General features: G+C 67.6%; 17 protein-coding genes. 11 read left to right on the forward strand and 6 right to left on the reverse strand.

The window, feature by feature from the left end:
* Positions 1–241: 241 nt before the first annotated feature.
* Both ACWCWD_RS29810 and ACWCWD_RS29815 read left to right on the forward strand, forming a co-directional pair.
* Positions 242–526 carry a hypothetical protein gene (locus ACWCWD_RS29810; protein WP_028438980.1) on the forward strand — a complete coding sequence of 95 codons (285 nt, stop codon included), beginning with the start codon at positions 242–244 and terminating at the stop codon, positions 524–526.
* On the forward strand, positions 508–921 hold the full coding sequence (locus ACWCWD_RS29815; protein WP_037661709.1) for a PIN domain-containing protein: 414 nt from the start codon (positions 508–510) through the stop codon (positions 919–921). Before ACWCWD_RS29810 ends, ACWCWD_RS29815 begins: the two co-directional genes overlap by 19 nt.
* A 16-nt stretch (positions 922–937) precedes the next feature.
* Here the strand turns inward: ACWCWD_RS29815 and ACWCWD_RS29820 are convergent, their stop codons facing one another.
* Together ACWCWD_RS29820 and ACWCWD_RS29825 are read right to left on the reverse strand one after the other, a co-directional pair.
* The gene (locus tag ACWCWD_RS29820; protein WP_450777526.1) at positions 938–2329 is read right to left on the reverse strand and encodes a hypothetical protein; all 1392 of its coding nucleotides are present in this window, start codon (positions 2327–2329) and stop codon (positions 938–940) included.
* 139 nt (positions 2330–2468) lie between these two features.
* Complete coding sequence (locus ACWCWD_RS29825) at positions 2469–4217, reverse strand: DUF6119 family protein (protein WP_450777528.1); 1749 nt, start codon at positions 4215–4217, stop codon at positions 2469–2471.
* Between the two features lie 352 nt (positions 4218–4569).
* On the opposite strand from ACWCWD_RS29825, the gene ACWCWD_RS29830 reads away from it, so the two are divergent.
* The 9 genes from ACWCWD_RS29830 to ACWCWD_RS29870 all read left to right on the forward strand — a co-directional run bounded on the left by ACWCWD_RS29830 (position 4570) and on the right by ACWCWD_RS29870 (position 17203).
* Positions 4570–6735 (forward strand): hypothetical protein, encoded by a 2166-nt coding sequence (locus tag ACWCWD_RS29830; protein ID WP_450777530.1) that lies wholly within the window; start codon positions 4570–4572, stop codon positions 6733–6735.
* A 17-nt stretch (positions 6736–6752) separates the two neighbouring features.
* Positions 6753–8390, forward strand: a complete 1638-nt coding sequence (locus tag ACWCWD_RS29835) for a class I SAM-dependent DNA methyltransferase (protein WP_450777532.1) — start codon at positions 6753–6755, stop codon at positions 8388–8390.
* A complete protein-coding gene (locus ACWCWD_RS29840; protein ID WP_450777534.1) occupies positions 8383–9600 on the forward strand; it encodes a restriction endonuclease subunit S in 1218 nt (405 codons plus the stop codon). Before ACWCWD_RS29835 ends, ACWCWD_RS29840 begins: the two co-directional genes overlap by 8 nt.
* Positions 9597–12923 carry a type I restriction endonuclease subunit R gene (locus ACWCWD_RS29845; RefSeq protein ID WP_450777536.1) on the forward strand — a complete coding sequence of 1109 codons (3327 nt, stop codon included), beginning with the start codon at positions 9597–9599 and terminating at the stop codon, positions 12921–12923. The genes ACWCWD_RS29840 and ACWCWD_RS29845 overlap by 4 nt, the downstream gene beginning before the upstream one ends.
* 227 nt (positions 12924–13150) lie before the next feature.
* Positions 13151–13336 (forward strand): hypothetical protein, encoded by a 186-nt coding sequence (locus tag ACWCWD_RS29850; protein ID WP_207824155.1) that lies wholly within the window; start codon positions 13151–13153, stop codon positions 13334–13336.
* On the forward strand, positions 13333–14739 hold the full coding sequence (locus ACWCWD_RS29855; RefSeq protein ID WP_450777539.1) for an N-6 DNA methylase: 1407 nt from the start codon (positions 13333–13335) through the stop codon (positions 14737–14739). Before ACWCWD_RS29850 ends, ACWCWD_RS29855 begins: the two co-directional genes overlap by 4 nt.
* Positions 14740–15685: 946 nt before the next feature.
* Positions 15686–15913, forward strand: a complete 228-nt coding sequence (locus tag ACWCWD_RS29860; protein WP_356737869.1) for a hypothetical protein — start codon at positions 15686–15688, stop codon at positions 15911–15913.
* Positions 15914–16673: 760 nt separating this feature from the next.
* Positions 16674–16952, forward strand: a complete 279-nt coding sequence (locus ACWCWD_RS29865) for a type II toxin-antitoxin system Phd/YefM family antitoxin (protein ID WP_450777540.1) — start codon at positions 16674–16676, stop codon at positions 16950–16952.
* The gene (locus ACWCWD_RS29870; RefSeq protein WP_450777542.1) at positions 16949–17203 is read left to right on the forward strand and encodes a Txe/YoeB family addiction module toxin; all 255 of its coding nucleotides are present in this window, start codon (positions 16949–16951) and stop codon (positions 17201–17203) included. Before ACWCWD_RS29865 ends, ACWCWD_RS29870 begins: the two co-directional genes overlap by 4 nt.
* A 161-nt stretch (positions 17204–17364) precedes the next feature.
* On the opposite strand, the gene ACWCWD_RS29875 is transcribed toward ACWCWD_RS29870, so the two are convergent.
* The 4 genes from ACWCWD_RS29875 to ACWCWD_RS29890 all read right to left on the reverse strand — a co-directional run bounded on the left by ACWCWD_RS29875 (position 17365) and on the right by ACWCWD_RS29890 (position 21203).
* Complete coding sequence (locus ACWCWD_RS29875) at positions 17365–18294, reverse strand: quinone oxidoreductase family protein (RefSeq protein ID WP_450777544.1); 930 nt, start codon at positions 18292–18294, stop codon at positions 17365–17367.
* Positions 18295–18356: 62 nt separating this feature from the next.
* Positions 18357–19010, reverse strand: a complete 654-nt coding sequence (locus ACWCWD_RS29880) for a hypothetical protein (RefSeq protein ID WP_450777546.1) — start codon at positions 19008–19010, stop codon at positions 18357–18359.
* A 37-nt stretch (positions 19011–19047) separates the two neighbouring features.
* The gene (locus ACWCWD_RS29885) at positions 19048–20391 is read right to left on the reverse strand and encodes a PP2C family protein-serine/threonine phosphatase (RefSeq protein WP_450777547.1); all 1344 of its coding nucleotides are present in this window, start codon (positions 20389–20391) and stop codon (positions 19048–19050) included.
* Positions 20388–21203 carry an alpha/beta fold hydrolase gene (locus tag ACWCWD_RS29890; RefSeq protein WP_450777549.1) on the reverse strand — a complete coding sequence of 272 codons (816 nt, stop codon included), beginning with the start codon at positions 21201–21203 and terminating at the stop codon, positions 20388–20390. Before ACWCWD_RS29890 ends, ACWCWD_RS29885 begins: the two co-directional genes overlap by 4 nt.
* Between the last annotated feature and the right edge of the window lie 16 nt (positions 21204–21219).

The following is a 21219-nucleotide window of genomic DNA, read 5'->3' on the forward strand; positions in this document are numbered from 1 at the left end:
AGGTCAGATGGGGTCCGACTCTTCGGAGTCGGGCCCTTTGTTCTTTCCCGTGCTGGGATGGTGCTGGGATAGCTGATCCCTCGTCACCTGTCGTCATCCCTGGTCATCCGTACCGTGCTGGGAGCGTGCTGGGATGGGATGGGGGTGCCCGTGCTGGGATTTGTGTGAGCGGGGCGCTGACCGAGCTGTGAAGATAGTGCAGGCGTGGCGCTTTTCCTACTCGTTTGACACAATCGGGGGTATGGCTGAGGCGACGTACAGCATCGGGGAAGGGCCAGCGACGCGGGTGAGCTTGTCGCTGCCGGAGGGGACCGCGGAGGCGATCCGGGCTCGGGTGGGGAAGCGCGAGTTCTCCGCGTTCATCGCCGAGGCGGTCGAGCGTGAGCTGCGCGGGCAGGTCCTGGACGAGTACCTGGCGGACTACGAGAGCCGCAAGGGGCCGGTCTCCGAGCCGGCTCGTCAGCGGGCGCGGCAGGTCTTCGACGAGGTGTTCGCCGAGGAGGCCGAGTGGCCCGCCGCAGGCTGAGTCACGAGGGGACGCTCGTCCTCGACAGCGAGGGACTCTCGAAGCTGCTCGCCGACGAAGAACAGGTGGTGGCTCTGATCGCTGAGGCGCGCTCGCGTGGCATGGAGGTCGTGATCAGTGCGCTCACCATCATCGAGGCCGTCCACGCCCGTACGAACAAGTCACGCCTGAACTGGGTGCTTTCCGGGCTGCGGGTCGTCCCGGTCGGTGACGAGGAGGCGAGGGCTGCCTCGAAGTTGCTGATGAATGCCGGGTTGCACGGACACAAGTACGCGATCGATGCGGCCGTCGCCGAGGCCGCGCTGCGACAGCACCGCCCCGTGGTCATGCTGACTTCCGATATTGACGACATGGCCAAGCTGTGCGGCGAGCGGGTCCGGCTCGTGGCGGTGTGATTTCCCTTGGTCCGGCTCAGTAGGAGCGGGGTCCGTAGGGGCTCCAGTCACCGAGGAAGGGCTTGAGGTCGTCGCCGCTGGGTTTCGGCGGCGTGGGCAGTTTCGGCGCTGAGGCCGATTCGGTGAGGTTTTGGAGGTGCGCGTCCGCGAACGCGAGCCACGCCTCGACCTCGGCCCGCTCCTGCCCGGGCGGAAGTGTTGTGGCATGGACGCCTACTGCTGCGACGTATTCAGTCAGGCGCCTGGCCTGGTACCAGGTGTCTGCCTGTTTTCCGAGTTGTTTGACACAGTAGGCGTGGGCGTAGGCGGCGTGGGCTTCCTGCATGGCGGCTTCCCAGCGCTTTTGCTGTACCTCTCTGGCTTGCTGGTCTGCAAGGAGTTTGCGTTCTGCGGCTTCGCCGCGGAGTCCGACCTCCTGCACGATCTCGGCGAGTTGTTCTTCCAGAGGCCGGTCGGGGAGATCTGCCCATTCGCTTGCACGGTGCGGGCTGCCGCCGCGGAGTATGAAGCGTAGGCGGCTGGAGGGGGTGTAGTCGAAGCGGGGGATGCGCATCCATGAGTGCTTCTTGGCGTCGGCGAGTTCCTTGTCTGTGGGGACGTGTTCGCTGCGGTCCTGTTCTTGGAGGACGAGGAATCCGACACTTTCGCCGTGGGCGGTGATGGAGAAGTGCGGTGGTGCCTTGCGGCGCCGATGGGGCGGGGGCGCGCCCTCTGTGGTTCCGAGCGATGCCTTGTGGCCTTGGGCTGTGGTGGCGGCGATGAGGGTTTGGATGATGCGCAGGGCTCGGCCCTGGAGGGGTTTAGTCAGGCCCATGGGCTGCGGCTGCTTTTGGAGGACGGCCACGACGGCATGGGGTTTGGTGAGTCTGGCCGGCACAGGGAGCGGGGTGAGTTCCGCGAGGCGCCAGGCAGGGATGTCGACCAGCTTGATCTCGTAGCCGTGGTGGGTGCGGTATCCGTGGATTTCCTGCGTGTGGGGGATCTTGCCGGACTTGCGGGCGGCGTTGACCCGTGACGCCCAATTCACCGCGTGCGGGCCGGATTCGATGGGCTTGATGAGACAGCCGTCGTTCGCAACGGCCAGTTCATCGAGTAGCTGGTCCGCGTAGTTCGCAAGGGCCTTCGGCACGACTCGGGGGCGCGGCGGTGCCGATTTTCGGGCGGGGCGCTCCGGCGGTCGGGTGCTCTGCTCCACGGGGCGGATGCCGCGTTCGATGAGATGCTGCCGCCCCTTCTCGGTGAGGTGGGCGCTCCAATGCCCGCGGCGTTTGGTGACCTTGATGAGCCCTCGGTTCTGCAGGGCCTGTCCGCTGGTCTTGTACGTGCTGTCCGGCCAGACTCCGTCGGGACACCCCTGGCCCACCCAGTCGAGCACAGCCTGCTGCCGCTTGTTGAGGGCCTGTTCCATGTAGCCTCCCGCCGTTCCCTGGGTGCCCTGCCCCCGGAGACGATGCCCCCTGCCCTTGCGGGAATTCTGGGTTGTTGAAAGAACTCCTCGTTCGGATGAGAGATATAGAGGGCGTGTTTACGGCGAGAGTCCCGGGCGGCTAAGCAGCCTCGTCGCGCATGGCGGACTGGGCCGACTCGCTTTCGACGCCGATGACTTCGACGGTCACGCCGCGAGCGGCGAGGGCCTTCGCGGTCTGGGCCAGGGTGATGGCGGAGAACGGGAAGAGGGAGTCCGGCGTGAGCTTGGCTCCGTCCTTCAGAAGGATCGCGAAGACGACGCGGCGCGGGGTGAAGTCCTCGGGGATGCTGCGGGCCGGATCGCTGTTGACGTGTACGGACCGGGCGAACTCCGCGCGTACGGCCGCGTTCTCGAAGAGGAGCTCAACGGAGACGCGCGCCTGGCTGAACAGGTGACTCAGCGGGCTTGAGGAGTGCGCGGGCTTCACGAGGACAAGAGTGTCGTCCTCGGTGAACAGGTCGCAGATCTCGACGGAGTTGCTTGCCCGAAAGGGGTTGTGGACATTCTTCTTGTCCAGGCAGACCCAGCCGCGACGGGCCTGGGCGGCCAGCTTGTTGTAGTCGCCTTCGTCTACGGGACGCATCACGCTCATACCCTTCTTGTTGAGCTTCTCGACGAGCGGCCAGCGGGGGAGATCGACGGAGGGCGCGTCGGGGAACAAGGGAGCCACGGTCTCGTTGACGTTGCGCAGGTAGCCCGCCCCGAGCTCGTACCACTCACCGTCGAGCAGACAGAACGTGCGGGAGCCGAGGGAGAAAGTGGCCTCGATCCACTTCATGGCGGTTTCCTTGGACAGGGCTTCCAGGGAGGCGGTGCGCGGGGCGAGCGCGGTCCGTGCGGAGAGCGTGTCACGAAACAGTTCGACGGTGCCCTGCCGGAGCGCCGTGACGCGGGCGCCTGCCTTGATCACACGGGCCCGCTCCAGGACGTAGTCGAGACTGAACTCGTCCCGGAGGTGGGGCGGGCAGGACCCGATCTTGATGGTGCAGGCGGTGGACCGGGGCAGGTCGGTGCTCTGGGAGAAGGGGACGGCGGTGATGATCCGGCCGTCTGCGGGACGGCCGAGCGTGGCGTCCAGTTCCGCGTCGAGCGCGTCGATGAGGGAAGGGTCCTTGACCGCGGTGATGTGCTCGACGAAGGCCAGGTCGGGGTGGGGAACGACATGCTCGCAGATCGCGGCGATGGCGCGGATGTCCTTGATCAGTGTGGCGGGGGTGGTGCCGAGTTTGATACGGAGACCGATGCCGCCCTCCGCGGTCATGGCCCCGTTCCTGGTGCCGCTCCCTGCGGTGAGGTCGACCTCGTCTAGATAGCCGCCGAGGTGGCGGATGATCCGCCCGTGGTCCCGGAGTCCGAGTGCCGGTACGGAGGCGCCGGCATGGATCAGGGAACTGTCGATGCGCGCTTGGCCGAGGACGCTGGCGGTGAAGTCCCGCACCTGACGCGGGTTGATGGCGCGGATACCGAAGGACAGACCGAAGTGCGCGTCCTTGAGCTGGGCGGGGAGAAGCCGGTAGCCCTGGTCGAAGCCGATCGCGTACACCACGTCGTCGACGGCGAGCACGAGCAGTGCGCCGGTGCGCTGCTCGCTCTGCAGCAGGTCCGATTCGGCGGCGAGCCGGAGGACATCCTTGCCCCAGGCGGCTTCCTCCTTCGCTACGGCGAAGGACACCGCGAGGGCGGGAACTCCCATGTGATCGCTGACGTCGAGCACGACCGCGTCCAGGGTGTCGAGGGCGCCGACGTCGAGGGCTTCGAGCATCGACTCAGGGGTCGCCTTGACGTGGGTCAGGCGGTACAGGGTGCGCTTCGACGCGGTGCTGGACACAGAGGTCTCCTGGGGCGAGGTTGCGGTGCGGTTCGGTAACACGAGCGGCCTTACGGGACGGGTGGTGTCGATGCGGACAGGGGTGAGTGCCCGGCAAGGGAGCAGAGGTGCGGCGATGAGGGCGCCGGTGCGGTCGGACTCGTATGGGGCTGGCGTCCCGGCGGGTGGTGCCGGGGCGATGGTGACGAAGGTGCCAGAAAATTGTCGGTGAAATTGTTTGAGAACCTGATAACCCTGGTTATCAACCGCTGGCGAAGCTGAGAGCTCGACCGGCTGTAGCGTGTGAGGTGCCCTGGGAGAAACGTTCTCGACCGAGAGCACGAGGCAGTCGTCACGAAGGGAGCGGAACCGCATGGCTGGCACACGTGAAGCAACCGCTCCCATCCTGCCCGAGGAGATCTCCTGGCGGATTAGTTACGCCGAAATCGGGACGTTGGCCCAGGTCCAACGTCCCGTCGTCACCACCTGGGCCCGCCGGCACACGGATTTCCCCGAACCCGTCGCGTACGAGGGAGTCAGCCCACTCTTCGACGGCCGTGAAGTCGCCGAATGGCTTCTGTCCACCGGCCGCGGTAATGCCGACGCCGGCCAGATCCGGGCGGAGCTTGTGCTGCACACCCTGTCTGCCTGGCGGCGCGCGATCCCCGCTCGCACGCTGGTCGACACGGTGACCGCACTGCTCTGCCTGCGCCAGCTCCTCGACGAACCGCTCGCCAACCTGCCCTGGCAGACGATCCTGGAGCGTGCCGCCGAGACCGACTTCGACGACACCTTCCTCCGAAGAGAGCTGCGCGAACTGCCGGACGCCGAACGGCAGGGCCCCCTGCTCGCCGTGCTCGCCGACCAGCTCACCGAGGCCGCCTATACCCCGGCCGAAGCGCTCGAACGGGTCATGGACGCACGCCGCCGCCTGGGCTGCGACGACCTCGCCGCCGAGGAACCGATTCCGCCGGTGAGCCGGACGATGGCTCGCCTGACCGGCCTCGCGCGACTGAACGAACGTGAAGAAGGGGCAACGGCCGCCGTCCTCCATCCCCGGAGCGGCGATCTGCTAGTCGCCCTGCGCGAATCCGTGTCCGATGCCGAGGATTCGCCTTTCTTCCTCTCCGCGGACCCGATGCCGGACCTGGCCCGGCTCGCCCGCCGCCGCCTCATGGCACAGGGCGTCCAGGAATTCGAGATGGACCTTGCCGACGGCGAGGAACTGGCCACGGAAGACTGGGGAAATCCGCACGTCATCGCCTGCTGCCTCCCTTACGAGGCGGCCGAGACCCGCAGTCCGCTCGCCGTCCTGCAGAGCCTGCAGGACCTCACCGACCTCCTCGCCGAGGACCGCACGGCCGTCGTCCTGGGACCCGCCGACGCGCTCGTCCGGCCCCTGCCCGTACGCGGGGAAGCGGACCGTCTGCGCCGGGACTTCCTGGAACAGCACCTCCTCAAGGCCGCGATCAGCCTCCCCGAAGGCGTACTCCCCTTCCGCCCGGCCCACCGCACCGCGATCTGGATCCTGCACCGCACCCCCGAAGACAAGCGCACCGGCCAAGTCCTCCTCGCCGACCTCTCCTCACGCAACCTCACCCCGCAGACCCTGGACGCGCTGGCCGAGGACATCGACATCTTCCGCGACGCCGGCTGGAGGGCGGACAGCCGCCACGAACCGCGCAACGCCGCCGTCGTCCGGGCCACCGCGCTGACCGGCGCACCCGGTGCCGCGTTCACCCCACAGCACCGCCCGCACGCCGACCGCTACACCCGCACCGTCGTCGAACGCCCGGCCCGCATCTCCGAGACCGAACTCCGCCTCCAGCAGCTGATCGACGCTACTCGTAGCGCACTCGACCACGCGCCCACGATCCGCGCCAACGCCGTCCTGCGCCCCGACGCCCAGCCGGCCCGCCGCACCACCGTGGCCCGCCTGCTCAAGGACCGCCGCCTGCGCCGGCTGCCCGGCCACCGCATCGCCGCCGAACACCTCCTCACCGGCGGCGCGGGCCACTACACGGTCCTCACCCCGGCCGAGATCACCGGCAGCGCGCCGGTCGGCAGCCACCGCATCGACCGCGCCGTACTCCACACCACCTACGAGCACGCCTACTTCACCGAACCCGGCGACATCGTCGTCACCGCCACCCCGAGCTTCGGCGCGTACGTCGACGACGAGGGCCTGTCCGTGGTCGCCTTCCCCGCCCGCGTTCTGCGCGCACGTTCCGACGCCGAACATCCCGTACGGCCTCGCGTCCTGGCGGCGCTCCTGCGCTCGGCGGCCACCGAACACCGGCGGGTGAGCGGCGCGGTCCGCTCCGCCCGCCGTATAGAAGACCTCCTCATCCCAGACCTCCCCGACGACGAGGCCGAGCGTTATGACGCCCTTCTGTCCGACATCGCCCGCCGCACGGCCCTGCTGCGACAGCACGCGGCGGCCCTCGACGACCTGACTTCCCTGACCGCCGCCGGCCTCGTCGACGGCACGCTGACCCTCACCGAACCACCTCTCGTCCGACCCTCGTCCGACTCTTGAAGGAGACCCGAGCGCCCATGCCTCCCCGGAAGAAGAAGCCTGCCGACCAGGCGGAGCTGTTCACCGCCTCCACGCCCAAGGAGATCCAGGCCATCCTCTGGAAGGCCGCCGACAAGCTGCGCGGCTCCATGGACGCCAACCAGTACAAGGAGTTCGTCCTTGGCCTGATCTTCCTCAAGTACGTCTCCGACGCCTTCGAGGAGCGCCGCGAACAGCTCGCCAAGGAGCTCGCGGAGGAAGGCATCGCCGAGGACCGCCTGGAGGAGTTCCTGGAGGACCAGGACGAGTACACCGGGCACCACGTCTTCTGGGTCCCTGAGAGCGCCCGCTGGTCTTCGATCTCCGCCAACGCCAAGAGCGGCAACGTCGGCGAGGTCCTCGACCAGGCGATGGACGCCATCATGAAGGCCAACCCGTCGCTGACCGGTGTCCTCCCCAAGATTTTCAACAAGGACAACGTCGACAAGAAGCGCCTGGCCGAACTCGTCGACCTCATCACCGACGCCCGCTTCGGCGGCAGAGACGACAAGCCCGCCCAGGACGTCCTCGGCGAGGTCTACGAGTACTTCCTCGGCAACTTCGCCCGCGCGGAAGGTAAGCGGGGCGGCGAGTTCTACACCCCGAGCAGCGTCGTCCGCCTCCTCGTGGAGGTCCTGGAACCGTACGAGGGCCGCGTGTACGACCCGGCCTGCGGCTCGGGCGGCATGTTCGTCCAGGCCGCCAAGTTCATCGAGGCCCACCGTGGCCGCGGCCACAAGGCCGACATCTCCGTCTACGGCCAGGAGCTCAACGAACGCACCTGGCGCCTGGCCAAGATGAACCTCGCCATCCACGGCATCGACGGCAACCTCGCCGCCCGCTGGGGCGACACCTTCGCCGACGACAAGCACCCGGACCTCAAGGCCGACTACGTCATGGCCAACCCGCCCTTCAACATCAAGGACTGGGCGCGCAACGAGTCGGATGCGCGGTGGAAGTACGGTGTCCCGCCTAGGGGCAACGCCAACTACGCCTGGCTCCAGCACATGATCAGCAAGCTGGGGGAGCGGGGGACGGCTGGCGTCGTCCTCGCCAACGGCTCGATGAGCAGTCAGCAGAGCGGCGAGGGTGAGATCCGGCAGGCGCTGGTGGACGGGGACATGGTGGCGTGCATGGTCGCCCTGCCGGCCCAGTTGTTCCGGACGACAGCGATTCCGGCGTGTCTGTGGTTCCTGGCGAAGGACAAGTCGCCGGGGGGTGTGAAGGGGCAGAAGGCTGCTGCTTCGGATCGGCGGGGCGAGATTCTCTTCATCGACGCCCGCGAGATGGGCGAAATGGTCGACCGCACCGAGCGAGTCCTGACGGAAGCTGACCTCGCGAAGATCGCAGGGACCTTCCACGCGTGGCGCGGGACAACGAGCGCGAAGGACGCGGGGGAGGTGTACGAGGACGTGCCGGGGTTCTGCGCAAGCGCGAACCTGAAGACGGTCCAGGAGCACGGTTACGCGCTGACGCCCGGGAGGTACGTCGGGGCGACCGAGGCGGAGGAAGAGGATGCCGAGGCGGTTGCAGAGAAGATCGCGCGGCTGACCGAAGAGCTGTACGAACTCTTCGACAAGTCTGATGAACTGGCTAGCAAAGTACGCGAGCAGCTGGGAGCTCTCAGCGGTGAATGACGAGATTTCCGTGAATGGTGTACGTGTGCCGCTTGACTTTCCCCGCGTTCCAGCTGGTTGGGACTGGAAGTCGCTAAATGTTCTTTGCGAGGGAATCTATGATTGTCCGCATTCAACTCCGGATCTGACCGATGACGGTCCATACCTCGCGCGCACCCAGGACTTTCCTGATGGGGCTCTATCGCTTAACGGAATGGCTCAAGTCTCGCGTGCTACCTATCTGGATAGAGTGCGTCGGGCGATCCCCGCGTATGGTGATTTGCTGTACAGTCGCGAGGGGAGTTACCACGGCATCGCGGCGGAGATCCCTGAGGATGTCGAGATTTGCATGGGGCAGAGGATGGTACTAATCCGGCCGGACCAGGACCTCCTGAACTTTCGGTTCTTGAAGTATTGGCTCAATTCGAGATTCGTCCGGGACTTCATTTCTGGAATGCGCGAAGGGTCTGGAGCCCCACGAATCAACTTGCCTACTGTGCGTGGTATGGCAGTTCCGGTTCCTGCGGTTAGGGAGCAGGAGGCCATTTCTTCGATTCTGGGGGCGCTGGACGACAAGATCGCCGTCAATGAGCGTATCGCGGCCACGGCTGATGCTCTTGCTTCCGCTCTATTTGAAGCGAGCGAGGCCAAAAAACACTACAGGTTGTCGGATGTTGCCAGCATCGTCATGGGGCAGTCGCCACCTGGTGAAACCTACAACGAGACTGGGGACGGAATCCCCTTCTATCAAGGGGTTCGGGACTTCGGGATGCGGCATCCAGGGCATCGCGTGTGGTGCACGGAGGCTAGTCGGCATGCTGGAGCTGGTGATGTGCTGGTTAGCGTGAGGGCGCCAGTCGGAACCATCAACGTAGCCGAGGAGACATGCGGAATTGGTCGAGGTGTCGCAGCGGTTCGAGCAATCCAGTACCCGCATGTCCTCCTTCAGGCCCTCTCTTCGGACGGTTCGGTATGGCGCCCTTACGAGGCTGAAGGAACCGTTTTTGGTTCAATCAACAAGAAGCAGCTTTCCCTTCTTGAAGTGAGCTGGCCGAACGAAAGTCAGATTGAGGCAGTTGAAGGTCAGCTCTCGGTGCTCGACCGGCAGGTGAGTCAAGTGCTCCATGAATCCCGTTCCTTGTCGATTCTCCGCGACACCCTCCTCCCCCAACTCATGTCCGGCCGCCTTCGCATCAAGGATGCCGAGAAGATTGTCGAGGACCACGTATGACCACGCACGGGAACGACAACGGCAGCAGCGACACCCCCGACACCCCCACCCCCGACAACTTCCGCCCCCTCGAACTCGACTGGGAGCTCCTCGCCCTCGAAGAGCTCCTGGAGCTCGACTGGCCCAAGGCCGAGGGCAATGAGCTCGCCCCCGGCTCCGGTCATCGCCGTTCCTGGGACGACCTGATCCTCTACTCCGACCTCCGCGAGGCCATCGAGCGGCTCAACCCCGCCCTCCCTCCGGACGCTGTCCGCGAGGCCCTCGCGACCGCCGCGACCCCCACCTCGCAGGACACGTACGAGGAGAACCGGACCGCGCACGGCTACCTGACCGATGGCGTCCACTCCGTCACGTACACCGACGCACTCGGCGCCGAGCACACACCGACCGTCCGGATCGTCGACCTGGAGAACGCGGACGCGAACACGTACCGCGCCGTCCGCCAGGTGACCGTGATCAACGGCGAGCGCAACCGCCGCTTCGATCTCGTTCTGTACGTCAACGGTCTCCCGCTTGCCGTCATCGAGCTCAAGCGGGCGGGCGACCCGAACGCCACTCTTGCCGCCGCGCACACCCAGATCCGGCACTACGTCGAGGAGTTCCCGACCGCCTTCCGCTACAACGCGGTCGTGCTGCTCTCCGACGGGATAACTGCGAAGTACGGCACTCCCTTCACCCCGTACGAGCACTTCGCCCCGTGGAACACCGACGAGTTCGGCGCCCGTGTGGACGCCCTGGGCGGCTTCAGTGCCATCGTGGGCGCGGACGGCGACGACATCCCGACCGGCCAGGACCTCGCCCTGCACGGCCTGTTCACCCAGCCGCGCTTCCTCTCTCTCGTCCGGTCCTTCATCAACTTCGTGCCGGCCAAGCGCATGAAGCGGATCGCGAAGCCGCACCAGTACTTCGCGGTCACTCGGGCCGCCGACGCCGTACGCCGTGCCGCCGCGACCGACGGCAAGGCGGGCGTGGTCTGGCACACCCAGGGCTCGGGCAAGTCCGAGGAGATGGTGCTGACCACCAACCTCGTCATGCGCGATCCCGCCCTGCACAACCCCACCGTGGTGGTCGTCACCGACCGCACCGACCTCGACGACCAGCTCTTCGACACGTTCAAGGAGAGCGAGGTCCTCCCGGAACAGCCCCACCAGTTCCTCAACCGCGCCGAACTCCGCGAGGAACTCGCCGCCAAGCGCACCGGCGGCATCCTCTTCACCACCCTGCAGAAGTTCGGCAAGACCAAGCAGGAGAAGGAATCCGGGACCGACCACCCCCTCCTCTCCGAGCGACGCAACATCGTCGTCGTGGTCGACGAGGCCCACCGCAGCCACTACGACCACCTCGACGGCTACGCCCGCCACCTGCGCGACGCGCTCCCGCACGCCACGCTCCTCGCCTTCACCGGCACCCCGATCTCCGAGGCCGACCGCAACACCCGCGAGGTCTTCGGCGACTACATCGACACCTATGACCTCAAGCGGGCCGCCGACGACGGCGCGACCGTGAAGGTCTACCACGAGAGCCGAGTCGTCCAGCTCGTCCTCGACCACGACGTCGACCCCACCACTATCGACACCGAGGCCGACCGCATCACCGACGGCCTGGACGACACCGAGCGCACCCGCGTTGAGCAGGCCGTCGCCACCATGAACGCCATGTATGGCGCCCCCGCCCGGATACGCGACCTGACCCAGGACCTGGTCGAACACTGGGAAGCGCGCCGCGCGGCGATGCTGCCGTTCGTCGCGGACGCCGACGACGCACCCGGCGGAGCCCCCGGCAAGGCGATGCTCGTCTGCGCCACCCGCGAGATCTGCGTCCGCGTCTACGACGCCCTGAAGATCCTGCGCCCCGACTGGCACACGGACGACCCGACCACCGGCGCCATGAAGATCGTCTACTCCTCGGACTCCCGCAAGGACTCCAAGGAACTGCGCGCCCACGCCCTGCGCGACTCCCAGCGCAAGGCCGTCATCAACCGTGCCAAGGACCCCGAGGACGAACTCCAGCTCCTCATCGTCAACAACATGCTCCTGACCGGCTTCGACGCCCCGTCCATCCACACCATGTACCTGGACCGGCCGCTGCGCGGCGCCGGCCTGATGCAGGCCCTCGCCCGCGTCAACCGCCGCTTCCGCAAGAAGGAGGACGGCCTTCTCGTCGGCTATGCCCCCCTCACCGAGAACCTCCAGAAGGCCATCGCCGAGTACTCCGCCGACGACCAGGCCGACCGGACCCTCGGCCAGGACATCGACCGCGCCCTGGACGAACTCCGCAACGAGTACGACATCCTCGATCAGATGCTCCTCGGCTGGAACTGGCGCGAACGCCTCTCCCGCCCCGACCCGAAGGCATTCATCAAGGCGGCCTACACCACGGCCGAGTACCTCCGCAGCCCTGCTACCCCGGGCAACAACCCCGACCAGCTCGACGACCCGAACCAAACCCTCAGCCGCCGCTTCCGCGAACACGGCTACCGCCTGGAACGCTTCTTCGCCCTGGCCGGCTCCTCCGCCGACATCTCCTCCCGGTTCACCGACCAGCCGTACTGGAAGCGCGACATCCAGTTCCTCGTCGAGGTCCGTACGTACATGGCGAAACTCGACGCCATGGACCGTGAGGCCCAGGGCCTGCCCGTCGCCCGCGACGTCGCCCTCTACCTCTCCCAGCTCACCTCCGCCGTCGTCGAGACCGGCGGCGTCACCGACCTCTTCTCCGAGGCCGGACTGGACAAGGCCGACCTCACCCACCTCAACGACGCCCTCGTCGGCCGCCTGCAGAACAGCGAAACCCCGCACCTGGCCGCCGAAGCCCTGCGCCGCCTCGTCGAGCAGAAGATGCGCGAGCAGACCCGGCACAACATCGTCCGCCAGACCGCGTTCTCGGTCCGCCTCCAGGACCTGATGACCCGCTACATGCGCCAGCAGCTCACCAGCGCCGAGATCATCGCCCAGCTGGTGGAACTGGCCAAGACGGTCGCGGAAGACGCCCGGCGAGGTGAGAAATTCACCCCGCCGCTGGGGAACGACGAACTCGCCTTCTACGACGCGGTCGCCGACCTCGGCAGCGCCCGCGACCTCATGGGCGACGAGGTCCTCTCCGGTATTGCCCGGGACCTTGTGGTCCAGGTCCGCAAGAACCTCAAGAAGGACTGGATCGCCCGCGAACCGGTCCGGGCCAGGCTCCGCGCCACCATCAGGCGCCTCCTGGCCCGCCACGGCTACCCGCCGGAGCAGTCCAAGGAAGCGATCGACCTGGTGATCCGCCAGATGGAACACTTCGCCGACAAGTGGTCCCAGGACGGCTCGGCCGCCGACGCATAGCCCTCGCCTATATCGCTCCTGGCCCCGGCAAGCGCCTGCTTGCCGGGGCCGTTCTCTGCCCGACCGGATGTCCTTCGCGGGGGCCGGCAGGGGGCTGCGCCCAACCGCCTTACGGAAAAAGCAAATTCCCGTGCTGCGAGACGTGAGGTGCGTCAGGCCACTACTTTCAAGTCCGCGGAACGAACCGCAGAACTGCTAACTGCTGGTGGAACCGAGGGAGTTGTGGCATGTCGCAGCGAGCGCTGCTGTTGGTGGTGGTCGTCCTGGCGTCCGTGGTGGTGGGGCTCGTGGCCGGCATCCTCGAGTTCGTGGGCGCGGGAGAGGTCGTCACGGCCATCCAGAACGGTGGGGCCGCCTGCGGAGCCACTGTTCTCATCGGGCTGGCGGTCGTCTCCTGGCTGAGGTCGTCGTGACCCAGGAGGAATGGGCGAACGAAGAGGGGCGGCTGAAGTACCGGCGAGTGCTGCGGGCCGTCGAGAAGCTACGCAGCGTCGCCGATGCTGCGACGACGTACCGGCTTGCCTTTCAAGTGGTCTACCTTCACTGCTGGTCCCGCCATGGATCACTGGCGGAGGTGGACCGGTTGTGGGGGCCGGGTTCGGAGTCAGCGGGGGCCAGGCTCGGCGCAGTGTGGCCGCGTACGCCCGTTGCTCGCGCCCACAGTCTTCCTGCGTATCGCGACGAAGGCGTGAGCCGTCCCTTCGAGCTCATCGACCCGGCCCTCCGTGAGCTGATCGCGGAGGTGCGGCAGCTGGATCCGGACCCGAGGCTCCTTGACGTGCTCCTCGACACGTATTCGACACGCTATGCGCGTGGCGATGACTACTTCACGTCAAACGACCTGGCGTACCTCTTCGCGGGGCTGGCCGCTCCCCGAGGAGGCGAGATTGTTCGGGACCCGGTGTGCGGCAGCGGGCGACTGCTGCGCGCCGCCGCACACCGGGCTCGGGCACAGGGGGGTGAAGTGCGCTTGTCCGGTGCGGATATCAACCGGACGGCGCGTTATGCCGCAGCCGTCAACCTCGCCCTGCACGGATTCCTTACCGACCTCGGCAAGGAAGGAGCTGACACCCTCAGGGCCGGCACTTCACCGATACCGGCCGACGTGATCGTCGCCAATCCTCCTGTGAACCAGCGGGACTGGGGGCACGGTGAACTGAAGGACGACTGGCGGTGGACCCTGGGGGTGCCACGTCCGGGTAACGCGAACTTCGCCTGGGTCCAGCACATCCTTGCCGATCTCACGCCACAAGGACGGGCCGTCGTTCTGCTGTCTTCCGGCGCGGCGCACAGCAGCAACAGCACCGACGGACTGATCCGCCGTGGACTGCTGGAGAACGGTCTGGTCGTGGGCGTCGTGGCCTTGCCGACGTGGCTCTTTCCGCACGCCAGCGCGAGCACGGCGCTGTGGCTGCTGGCCAAAGGGGAGCGGCCGCACTCCGATCAGGTCTTGTTCGCGGATGCAGGGAAACTGCCAGCAGCGAAGGAGGGGCAGCGGCGCCACTTCGCAAAGGACTCGGCCGAACGCCTGCTGCAGATCTTCGGTGAATGGCAGGGACTTCGACGCCGTGAGGGCGAGGGGGACCCTGAATCCGTCCCATGGTGCCGTGCGGCGAGGTACGAGGAAATCGCGGAGGCGGGCTTCGATCTGACTCCCGCACGCTACGTACGGAACGGGGGCACTGCGCAGTTGCATTCAAGTGACGGAGACCGGAACCGGAAGGCCGAGCTGTATGAGTGCATGGATCGTAGCGCCGCAGCCAGGAACCGAGTCCGTGATGCCCTGGAGAGCAGGCATGACTACAGAATCGGATGATGTCCCCACTCCGTGGCCCGTCGTTGAGTTGCGTGAGTTCCCTGGAGTCGAGTACGCCGCCTACGGAATTGCGCGACAGCAGAAGGCATCCGGCGGAGTCCCTATGATCCGCGCCACAGAGATTGTCGAGGGAGGTGTGCACGTCCAGGAGTTCACATTTGTGCCTCCCGATGTGGCCAGACGCCACCCACGCAGCACGCTGAGGTCCGGGGACCTCCTTGTCGTGCTCGTGGGGCGTGTGGGGGAGGCAGCAGTTGCAGGGGAGGAGCACGCAGGATGGAATGTCGCCAGGTCGCTCGCGGTCGTCCGCTGGACACCAGAGGGCCGCGCCCAACAATGGGATCTGTGGCTTCGATGGTGGCTGAAGACCTCGCAGAGCCAGAGCTATCTCACGCTGTCCTCGTCGAACGCCGAGCACATGACCTTGCCTCTGCAGGCACTCAACCGACTTCCCGTGCCAGTGCCTCCAGCGCCGGTGCGGGAGAGGCTGCTTTCGCTGATCTCGCTTGCTGAGCGCAAGAATGCGTTGAACACCCGGATTGTGTCTTGCGCGACGGAACTAGCGGATGCGCATTTCATGGAGGCGCTGCAGACGTGCGGGCAAGGTCCCGCTACCGAGCGTGCAGTGGGCGAAGTGTGTCAGGTTACGGCTGGTGCGGCACAGTCTCTGCCGGACAGCGAGCAGCCGTCTATGCCGTGGGTGTCTCCCCGCGAAGTGCTGAACTGCAGGACAGTACATCTGGGTGCAGTGACTTCACGCACCGTGGCGCAAGCGGAGGCTGTATGCCCGTCCGGCAGCCTCTTGATCGCGCCCCGTCCCGGGGAGGTGCGGACCGTGCTCACTACTACCCCGGTAGTGCCAGGTCGGCGGACGCTCGCGATGTACACGGAGTCCGAGGTCGATCGGATGTGGTTGTTGCACTCGCTGCGTTACCGGAGGCGGGAGTTGACGGCCGTTACGCAGGGTGAGCAGGCCCGCGCGATGAGGCGCAAGGACTTTTCCCGTTACAAGATCCCCTGGCCGACCGATGCGGTGAGGCGGGACTTCGCCAGGCGGGCTGCTGCCCTGCACGACCTCGCCTACGCCTCCGCCAGGGAGCGACACGTGATGGAGGAGCTGGTGGTGCACGAGCTGGAGAAGGGGGGCCTGGCGCGTCTCACTTCGGCCAGCTGAATGCCGAGCTGATCCACGTTGCCCCTCTCTGGAGCACGAAATCCAACGCTCGGAACGAACGGCGCAGTACCGCGCGCACCGTTTCTCCGCTGGCGGTCCGAGAGAGCCCTGACCAGCCATGTTTGGGCGCCACCAGCAGGACTCGAACCTGCCGCCAAGCGCTTAGAAGGCGCCTGCTCCACCCGCTGAGCTATGCAGGCTGACCTGCGACAGCGCGGAAGCTTCTGACTATGCCCCGCCAAACCGGAGGTATACGGGATCTGTGGACGCTCGCGCCGGCCTCGAGGTCTGGACGTGCATTCTTGGCGGCGGCCAGGCGTCGGAGCTGGCCGCTGGCGTCCGGGGAGACCGCGAGTGAACGCGAGCGCTGTGCTGCTCTGCGAGGTTCGGTGCGGTGGCACGAGCCTGATGTGGCGCTCGTAGAAGTTCCGCAGACTTCAGGCGTGTGCGGGCGCTTCCGGGTAGCGTTGGCGATCTTCGGTCTTCTTGTACTTTGTCGCGCATCCCGTGCTGGGATGGTGCTGGGATGCGCCCGCATTTCCGCAGGTCACGGCCTTGTGGTGGAGTTCCGCTTCAACGTGTGAGCGGATGACGTGCCACGCCGCTGAGCCGGCGAGCATGCATGCCAGAAGGGGCCGACTCCTCGGGGAGTCGGCCCTCCGCTGTTTCCCGTGCGGGGGAGCCCGGCCCTCCGGCATCCTGCTGAAGGATGCCGGGAGTGGCACGTTGTTACGTACCACTTGGTTGAGAGGGGCACGCCATGTCGATTACCGCGAGCGAAGCACGTAAGGGGCTCTTCCTTCTCATCAAAAAGGTCAACGACGATCACGAGGCCATCGAGATCGTCTCCAGGCGTGGCAATGCCGTGCTCGTCTCGGCCGAGGACTACGCGGCTTTGCGCGAAGGTTCGTATCTGCTCCGCTCGCCCGCGAACGCTCGGCGGCTCCTGAAGGCGTACGAGAACGCTCTGGGCAACATCGATGTCTCGGAGCGCGAGCTGATCGATCCGGACGCCGGCCCTGGGGCGGGTGCTGCGTGAGGCTGGTCTTCGAGGATCAGGGCCGGGAGGACTACACGTCCTGGTTCAGGAGTGACCGCAAAATACTCGCTCGGATCAACAGGCTCATCGAAGAGGGCAAGCGCGACCCCTTCGCGGGGATCGGTAAGCCTGAGCCGCTCAAGTACCACCTGCCAGGGGTGTGGTTGAGGCGGATCGATGACGAACATCGTCTCGTCTACCTGGTCACTGACAAGGAAATCGTGATCCTGGCGGCTCGTTACCACTACTGACCATGGGATATCCGGTCACGCGGGGGGACTGGTTTTGGCGGAGACGCGCTCTCTGCGGCCGCCGGGATCGTATCGAGGGCTTCGTCCGCCGTGTCTCACGGCCGCGCACCCTCGAGCGCCAAGGATGCGCGGCTTTGCCTCCGATCCGGAGGTGGGCCCGGTCAGAACTCCAGCACGATCCGCCCCCGGACGCCCCCCGCCGCCAGGGCGCGGTGGGCCTCGGCTGCCCGGTGGGCGGGGAGGGTGTACGCCACGCGCGGGGTCAGGGCCTTGTCGTCGGCGAGTTGCCGCAGGTGTTCGAGGGCCTCGTGGTTCAGCGCGTGCTGGAAGACGAGGACCGGGTGGAAGGTGATGCCGCGCTCCGGCTCGCCCTGGTACCGGCGGACCGTCACGATCCGGCCCCCGTCCCGTACGGCGGGGAGGGCGGCCCGGTCGAAGTGCGCGCCGTCCACGAGCCCGTCGGCCCCTTCGGGCAGGTGGCGGCGTACCTCCTCGGGGAAGCCCTCGCCCCGGGGGAGGACGAGGTCGGCGCCGAGGCTCCGGACGAGTTCCTCGTCCTTCGGTGCCGCGTCCGCGACGACCCGCAGGCCTGCGGCCTTGGCCAGTTCGATGGTGTAGCCGCCCAGCGCCCCGGCCGCGCCGGTGACGGCGACGGTTCCGCCGTCGGGCAGGCCGAGCGACTCCAGTGCCGCCCAGGCGGTCAGCGCGTTCATCGGAAGGGTGGACGCCTCGGCGTCGCTCGCTCCCACGGGCACCCGTACGACGGACTCGGCCGGGACGACGATCCGTTCGGCGTACGCGCCGTGCAGGCCCGTCGGCACCACGATGGCCATCACGCGGTCTCCGACGCGCAGGTCGGTCCGGGTGCCCTCGCCGATCTGGTCGACCACCCCGGCGGCGTCCATGCCGGGCACGAGGGGCGGGCCCGGTTCGCGGCGGCCCGCGCCGCTGATCAGCAGCGCGTCCGTGGGGTTGACCGCTGCGGCGCTCACCCGTACTCGAATCTGGCCCGGACCCGCCTCGGGGTCCGGGAGTTCCAGGACCTCCAGCACCTCGGGTCCGCCGAATCGCTTTGCTCCCACACCATTCATGAGGCGGTGCAACACAGGGCCGAGCCGCACTATTCCTTCGTGCTCCTCCGGTGCTTCTTCGGTCAACTGGCTTGCGTGGCAACGGATTCGCGGCCGCCCGGCCTGAGGGCAGCGGTGATCGCCGCGGTGAGGGGGCGTCCGGCGAGGACGTGGCGGACGGCGTCCAGAGGCACGGGGCGCTCGTAGTAGTCCTCGAAGTAGGAGTGGACGGCCTCGGGGGAGCGGTCGGTGAGGAGGTCGAAGAGGTAGGCCGAGCCGTCCGGGTCCTCGACCCCGGGCGGGAAGTCGATGGCCGAGCCGGTCCGCCACTCCGTGTCGTCGGACGTGCGCCACAGGCAGGCGGTCACGCGGGGGACATCGATGCCCTCCTCGAAGAAGGCGGGGTCGTCCAGGAGCGGACTCAGCGCGGCGGGCACCTCGTCGATGACGCCGGGCCAGACCTCCTCGTCGTCCGTGCCGTACGGACTCATCCTCGACTCGTGGTCGAAGCCGCGTATGAGCACACCGGCCGGGGTGAAGAGGACGGAGAAGTCGTCCCCCGAGCCGTTCTCCATCAGGGCCGCCTCTTCCCCGGGGGCCCAGTCGGCGTCGAAGGTGTAGCAGCAGTAGGCCGGGTCGTCGCCGATCGTGGCGTCCAGCACCGCCAACGCGCGCAGGTGGGCGCGGAGTTCGTCGGGGCCGGGAAGGCGGGCGGCGGTCTCGTGCAGGGTGCTCATGGCGCCATCCAAGCAGCACCCACTGACATCCTCCGTCTCAGACGGAGGCCCCCGACTCGTTCGCCCCCTGCGCAGGAACCCCCAGCGCCAGCAGTGCCGTGTCGTCGTTCACGCCCTCGCCGAAGCCGTCCAGCAGCCCGGTCAGGGCGGCGACGACGGCGTGGGCGGGTTCGCCGGCCCGGCCTCGGGCGAATTCGCGGAGCGCCTCGTCCCCGTAGAAGCCGGTGCGGTCCGGGCCGGTGCGGGCTTCGGTGAGGCCGTCGGTGTAGAGCAGGAGGGTGTCGCCGGGGGCGAGCCGGGTGTCGGCGGTGACGAAGGCGGGGTCGGGCAGGACGCCGATCAGGAGGCCGCCCGGTGTGGGCAGGTAGTCGGCGCGGCCGTCGGCGCGCAGGACGAGGGCCGGGGGGTGGCCGCCCGAGGCGAGGTGGACGTCGACCTGCCCGGTGGCGGGGTCGGGTTCGAGGACGCCGAAGACGGCGGTGCAGTAGCGGGGGTCCTTGTTGCCCGAGTAGCGCTCGTACAGCACCGTGTTGAGCGTGGAGAGGGCCGACAGGGGGTCGGGGTCGTGCAGGGCCGCGGCGCGCAGGGTGTGCCGGGTCAGCGCGGTGACGGCGGCGGCCTGCGGGCCCTTGCCGCACACGTCGCCGAGGAAGAAGGCGAACCGGGTGCCGTCGACGGGGAAGACGTCGTAGAAGTCGCCGCCGAGCCGGTCGGGGGAGGCGGTGTGGTAGTGCGCGGCCGCCTCCATGCCCGGGACCGGCGGCAAGGTGTTGGGCAACAGCGCCTGTTGGAGGACGGCGAGGGCGTCCTGCAGCCGGGCGCGGTCGGCCTGGGCGCGCCGGGTGGCCTCCTCGGCGGCTCTGCGGGCCCGCAGGAGCTCCTCCTCGTAGGCGCGGCGGTCGCGGGCGTCGAAGACGGTGACGCGGATCAGCAGCGGGTCGCCGTCGGCGTCGTTCTTGACCACGGCCGAAACGAGTACCGGCATCCGGTCCCCGCCGGACCGTCCGATCTCCAGGGCGATGCCGCTGATGGTGCCGCGCATGCGCAGCAGCGGGGCGAAGTGCGTCTCGTGGTACAGCTTGCCGCCCATGGTCAGCAGGTCGACGAAGCGCATCCGGCCCACCACGGATTCGCGCGCGAGGCCGAGCCAGTCCAGCAGCGTGCGGTTGATCTTCGCGACGGTGCCGTCCATCAGGGTCGACAGGTAGCCGCAGGGGGCACTCTCGTACAGTTCCTCGGCGCTGGGCTCCAGGAGGTCCATGAAGGCGTCCGCCCCGGGTGGTGGGTCGGCTTCCGGCCCCGGCCCTGTTCCGGGGTCGGGGCCGGGTTCCGGTCCTGGCCCCGTCCCGGGGTCGGGTTCCGGCCCCGTTCCGCCCGTCATCCCAGTCCGGCCAGGAACTCGGTGATCGCCGCGTTGGTGGCTTCGGGCGCCGACAGCTGGGGGCAGTGGCCGGTCGCGTCGAGGGTGACGAGGGTCGAGCCGGGGATCGCGTCATGCACGTACGCGCCGACTTCCGGCGGCGCGATCATGTCCTGGGCGCACTCCAGGATCAGCGTCGGCACCGTCACGCCCGCCAGGTCCGCGCGGCTGTCGGAGAGGAACGTGGTGCGGGCGAAGACCCTCGCCATGTCCGGGTCGGTGGCGCAGAAGCTGTTGGTCAGCTCCTCGCCCAGTTCGGGCCGATCCGGGTTGCCCATGATCATCGGGGCCGTCGCGGCGGACCAGCCCAGGTAGTTCAGTTCCAGCGACGCGAGCAGCTCGTCGATGTCCTCGGCGCTGAAGCCGCCCCGGTAGCCGTCCTCGCCGGTGCCCTCGTCGATGTACCGGGGCGAGGGGGCGACCATCACCAGTGCGCCGATCCGGCCGGGTGCCGCCTGCGCGGCCAGGACGCCGATCATGGCGCTGACCGAGTGCCCCACGAATACCGCCGGGCCGAGGTCCAGCTCCTCCAGGACGTCCACCACGTCCTGGGCGTACCCCTGGAGCGAGGAGTAGCGCTCCTCGCTCCACGCAGACAGGTCGGAGCCGCCCGAACCGACGTAGTCGAAGAGCACCACCCGGTACTCCCCGGCCAGCGCCGGTACGGTCAGGCGCCACATGTTCTGGTCGCACCCGAATCCGTGCGCCAGCACCACCACCGGACCGTGCGGGTTGCCGGTGACGGTGACGTTGTTCCTGCGCCGGATGTCCATGCCACCCAGTCTCGCA

It is taken from the genome of Streptomyces sp. NPDC001493, assembly GCF_053597235.1.

Excerpts from the sequence above, each read along its gene's own strand:
- ACWCWD_RS29875 (WP_450777544.1), bottom strand. The coding sequence starts at position 18,294 with ATGAATGGTGTGGGAGCAAAGCGATTCGGCGGACCCGAGGTGCTGGAG.
- ACWCWD_RS29820 (WP_450777526.1), bottom strand. The coding sequence starts at position 2,329 with ATGGAACAGGCCCTCAACAAGCGGCAGCAGGCTGTGCTCGACTGGGTG.
- ACWCWD_RS29835 (WP_450777532.1), top strand. The coding sequence starts at position 6,753 with ATGCCTCCCCGGAAGAAGAAGCCTGCCGACCAGGCGGAGCTGTTCACC.
- ACWCWD_RS29850 (WP_207824155.1), top strand. The coding sequence starts at position 13,151 with ATGTCGCAGCGAGCGCTGCTGTTGGTGGTGGTCGTCCTGGCGTCCGTG.
- ACWCWD_RS29885 (WP_450777547.1), bottom strand. The coding sequence starts at position 20,391 with ATGACGGGCGGAACGGGGCCGGAACCCGACCCCGGGACGGGGCCAGGA.
- ACWCWD_RS29865 (WP_450777540.1), top strand. The coding sequence starts at position 16,674 with ATGTCGATTACCGCGAGCGAAGCACGTAAGGGGCTCTTCCTTCTCATC.
- ACWCWD_RS29890 (WP_450777549.1), bottom strand. The coding sequence starts at position 21,203 with ATGGACATCCGGCGCAGGAACAACGTCACCGTCACCGGCAACCCGCAC.
- ACWCWD_RS29880 (WP_450777546.1), bottom strand. The coding sequence starts at position 19,010 with ATGAGCACCCTGCACGAGACCGCCGCCCGCCTTCCCGGCCCCGACGAA.
- ACWCWD_RS29845 (WP_450777536.1), top strand. The coding sequence starts at position 9,597 with ATGACCACGCACGGGAACGACAACGGCAGCAGCGACACCCCCGACACC.
- ACWCWD_RS29810 (WP_028438980.1), top strand. The coding sequence starts at position 242 with ATGGCTGAGGCGACGTACAGCATCGGGGAAGGGCCAGCGACGCGGGTG.
- ACWCWD_RS29830 (WP_450777530.1), top strand. The coding sequence starts at position 4,570 with ATGGCTGGCACACGTGAAGCAACCGCTCCCATCCTGCCCGAGGAGATC.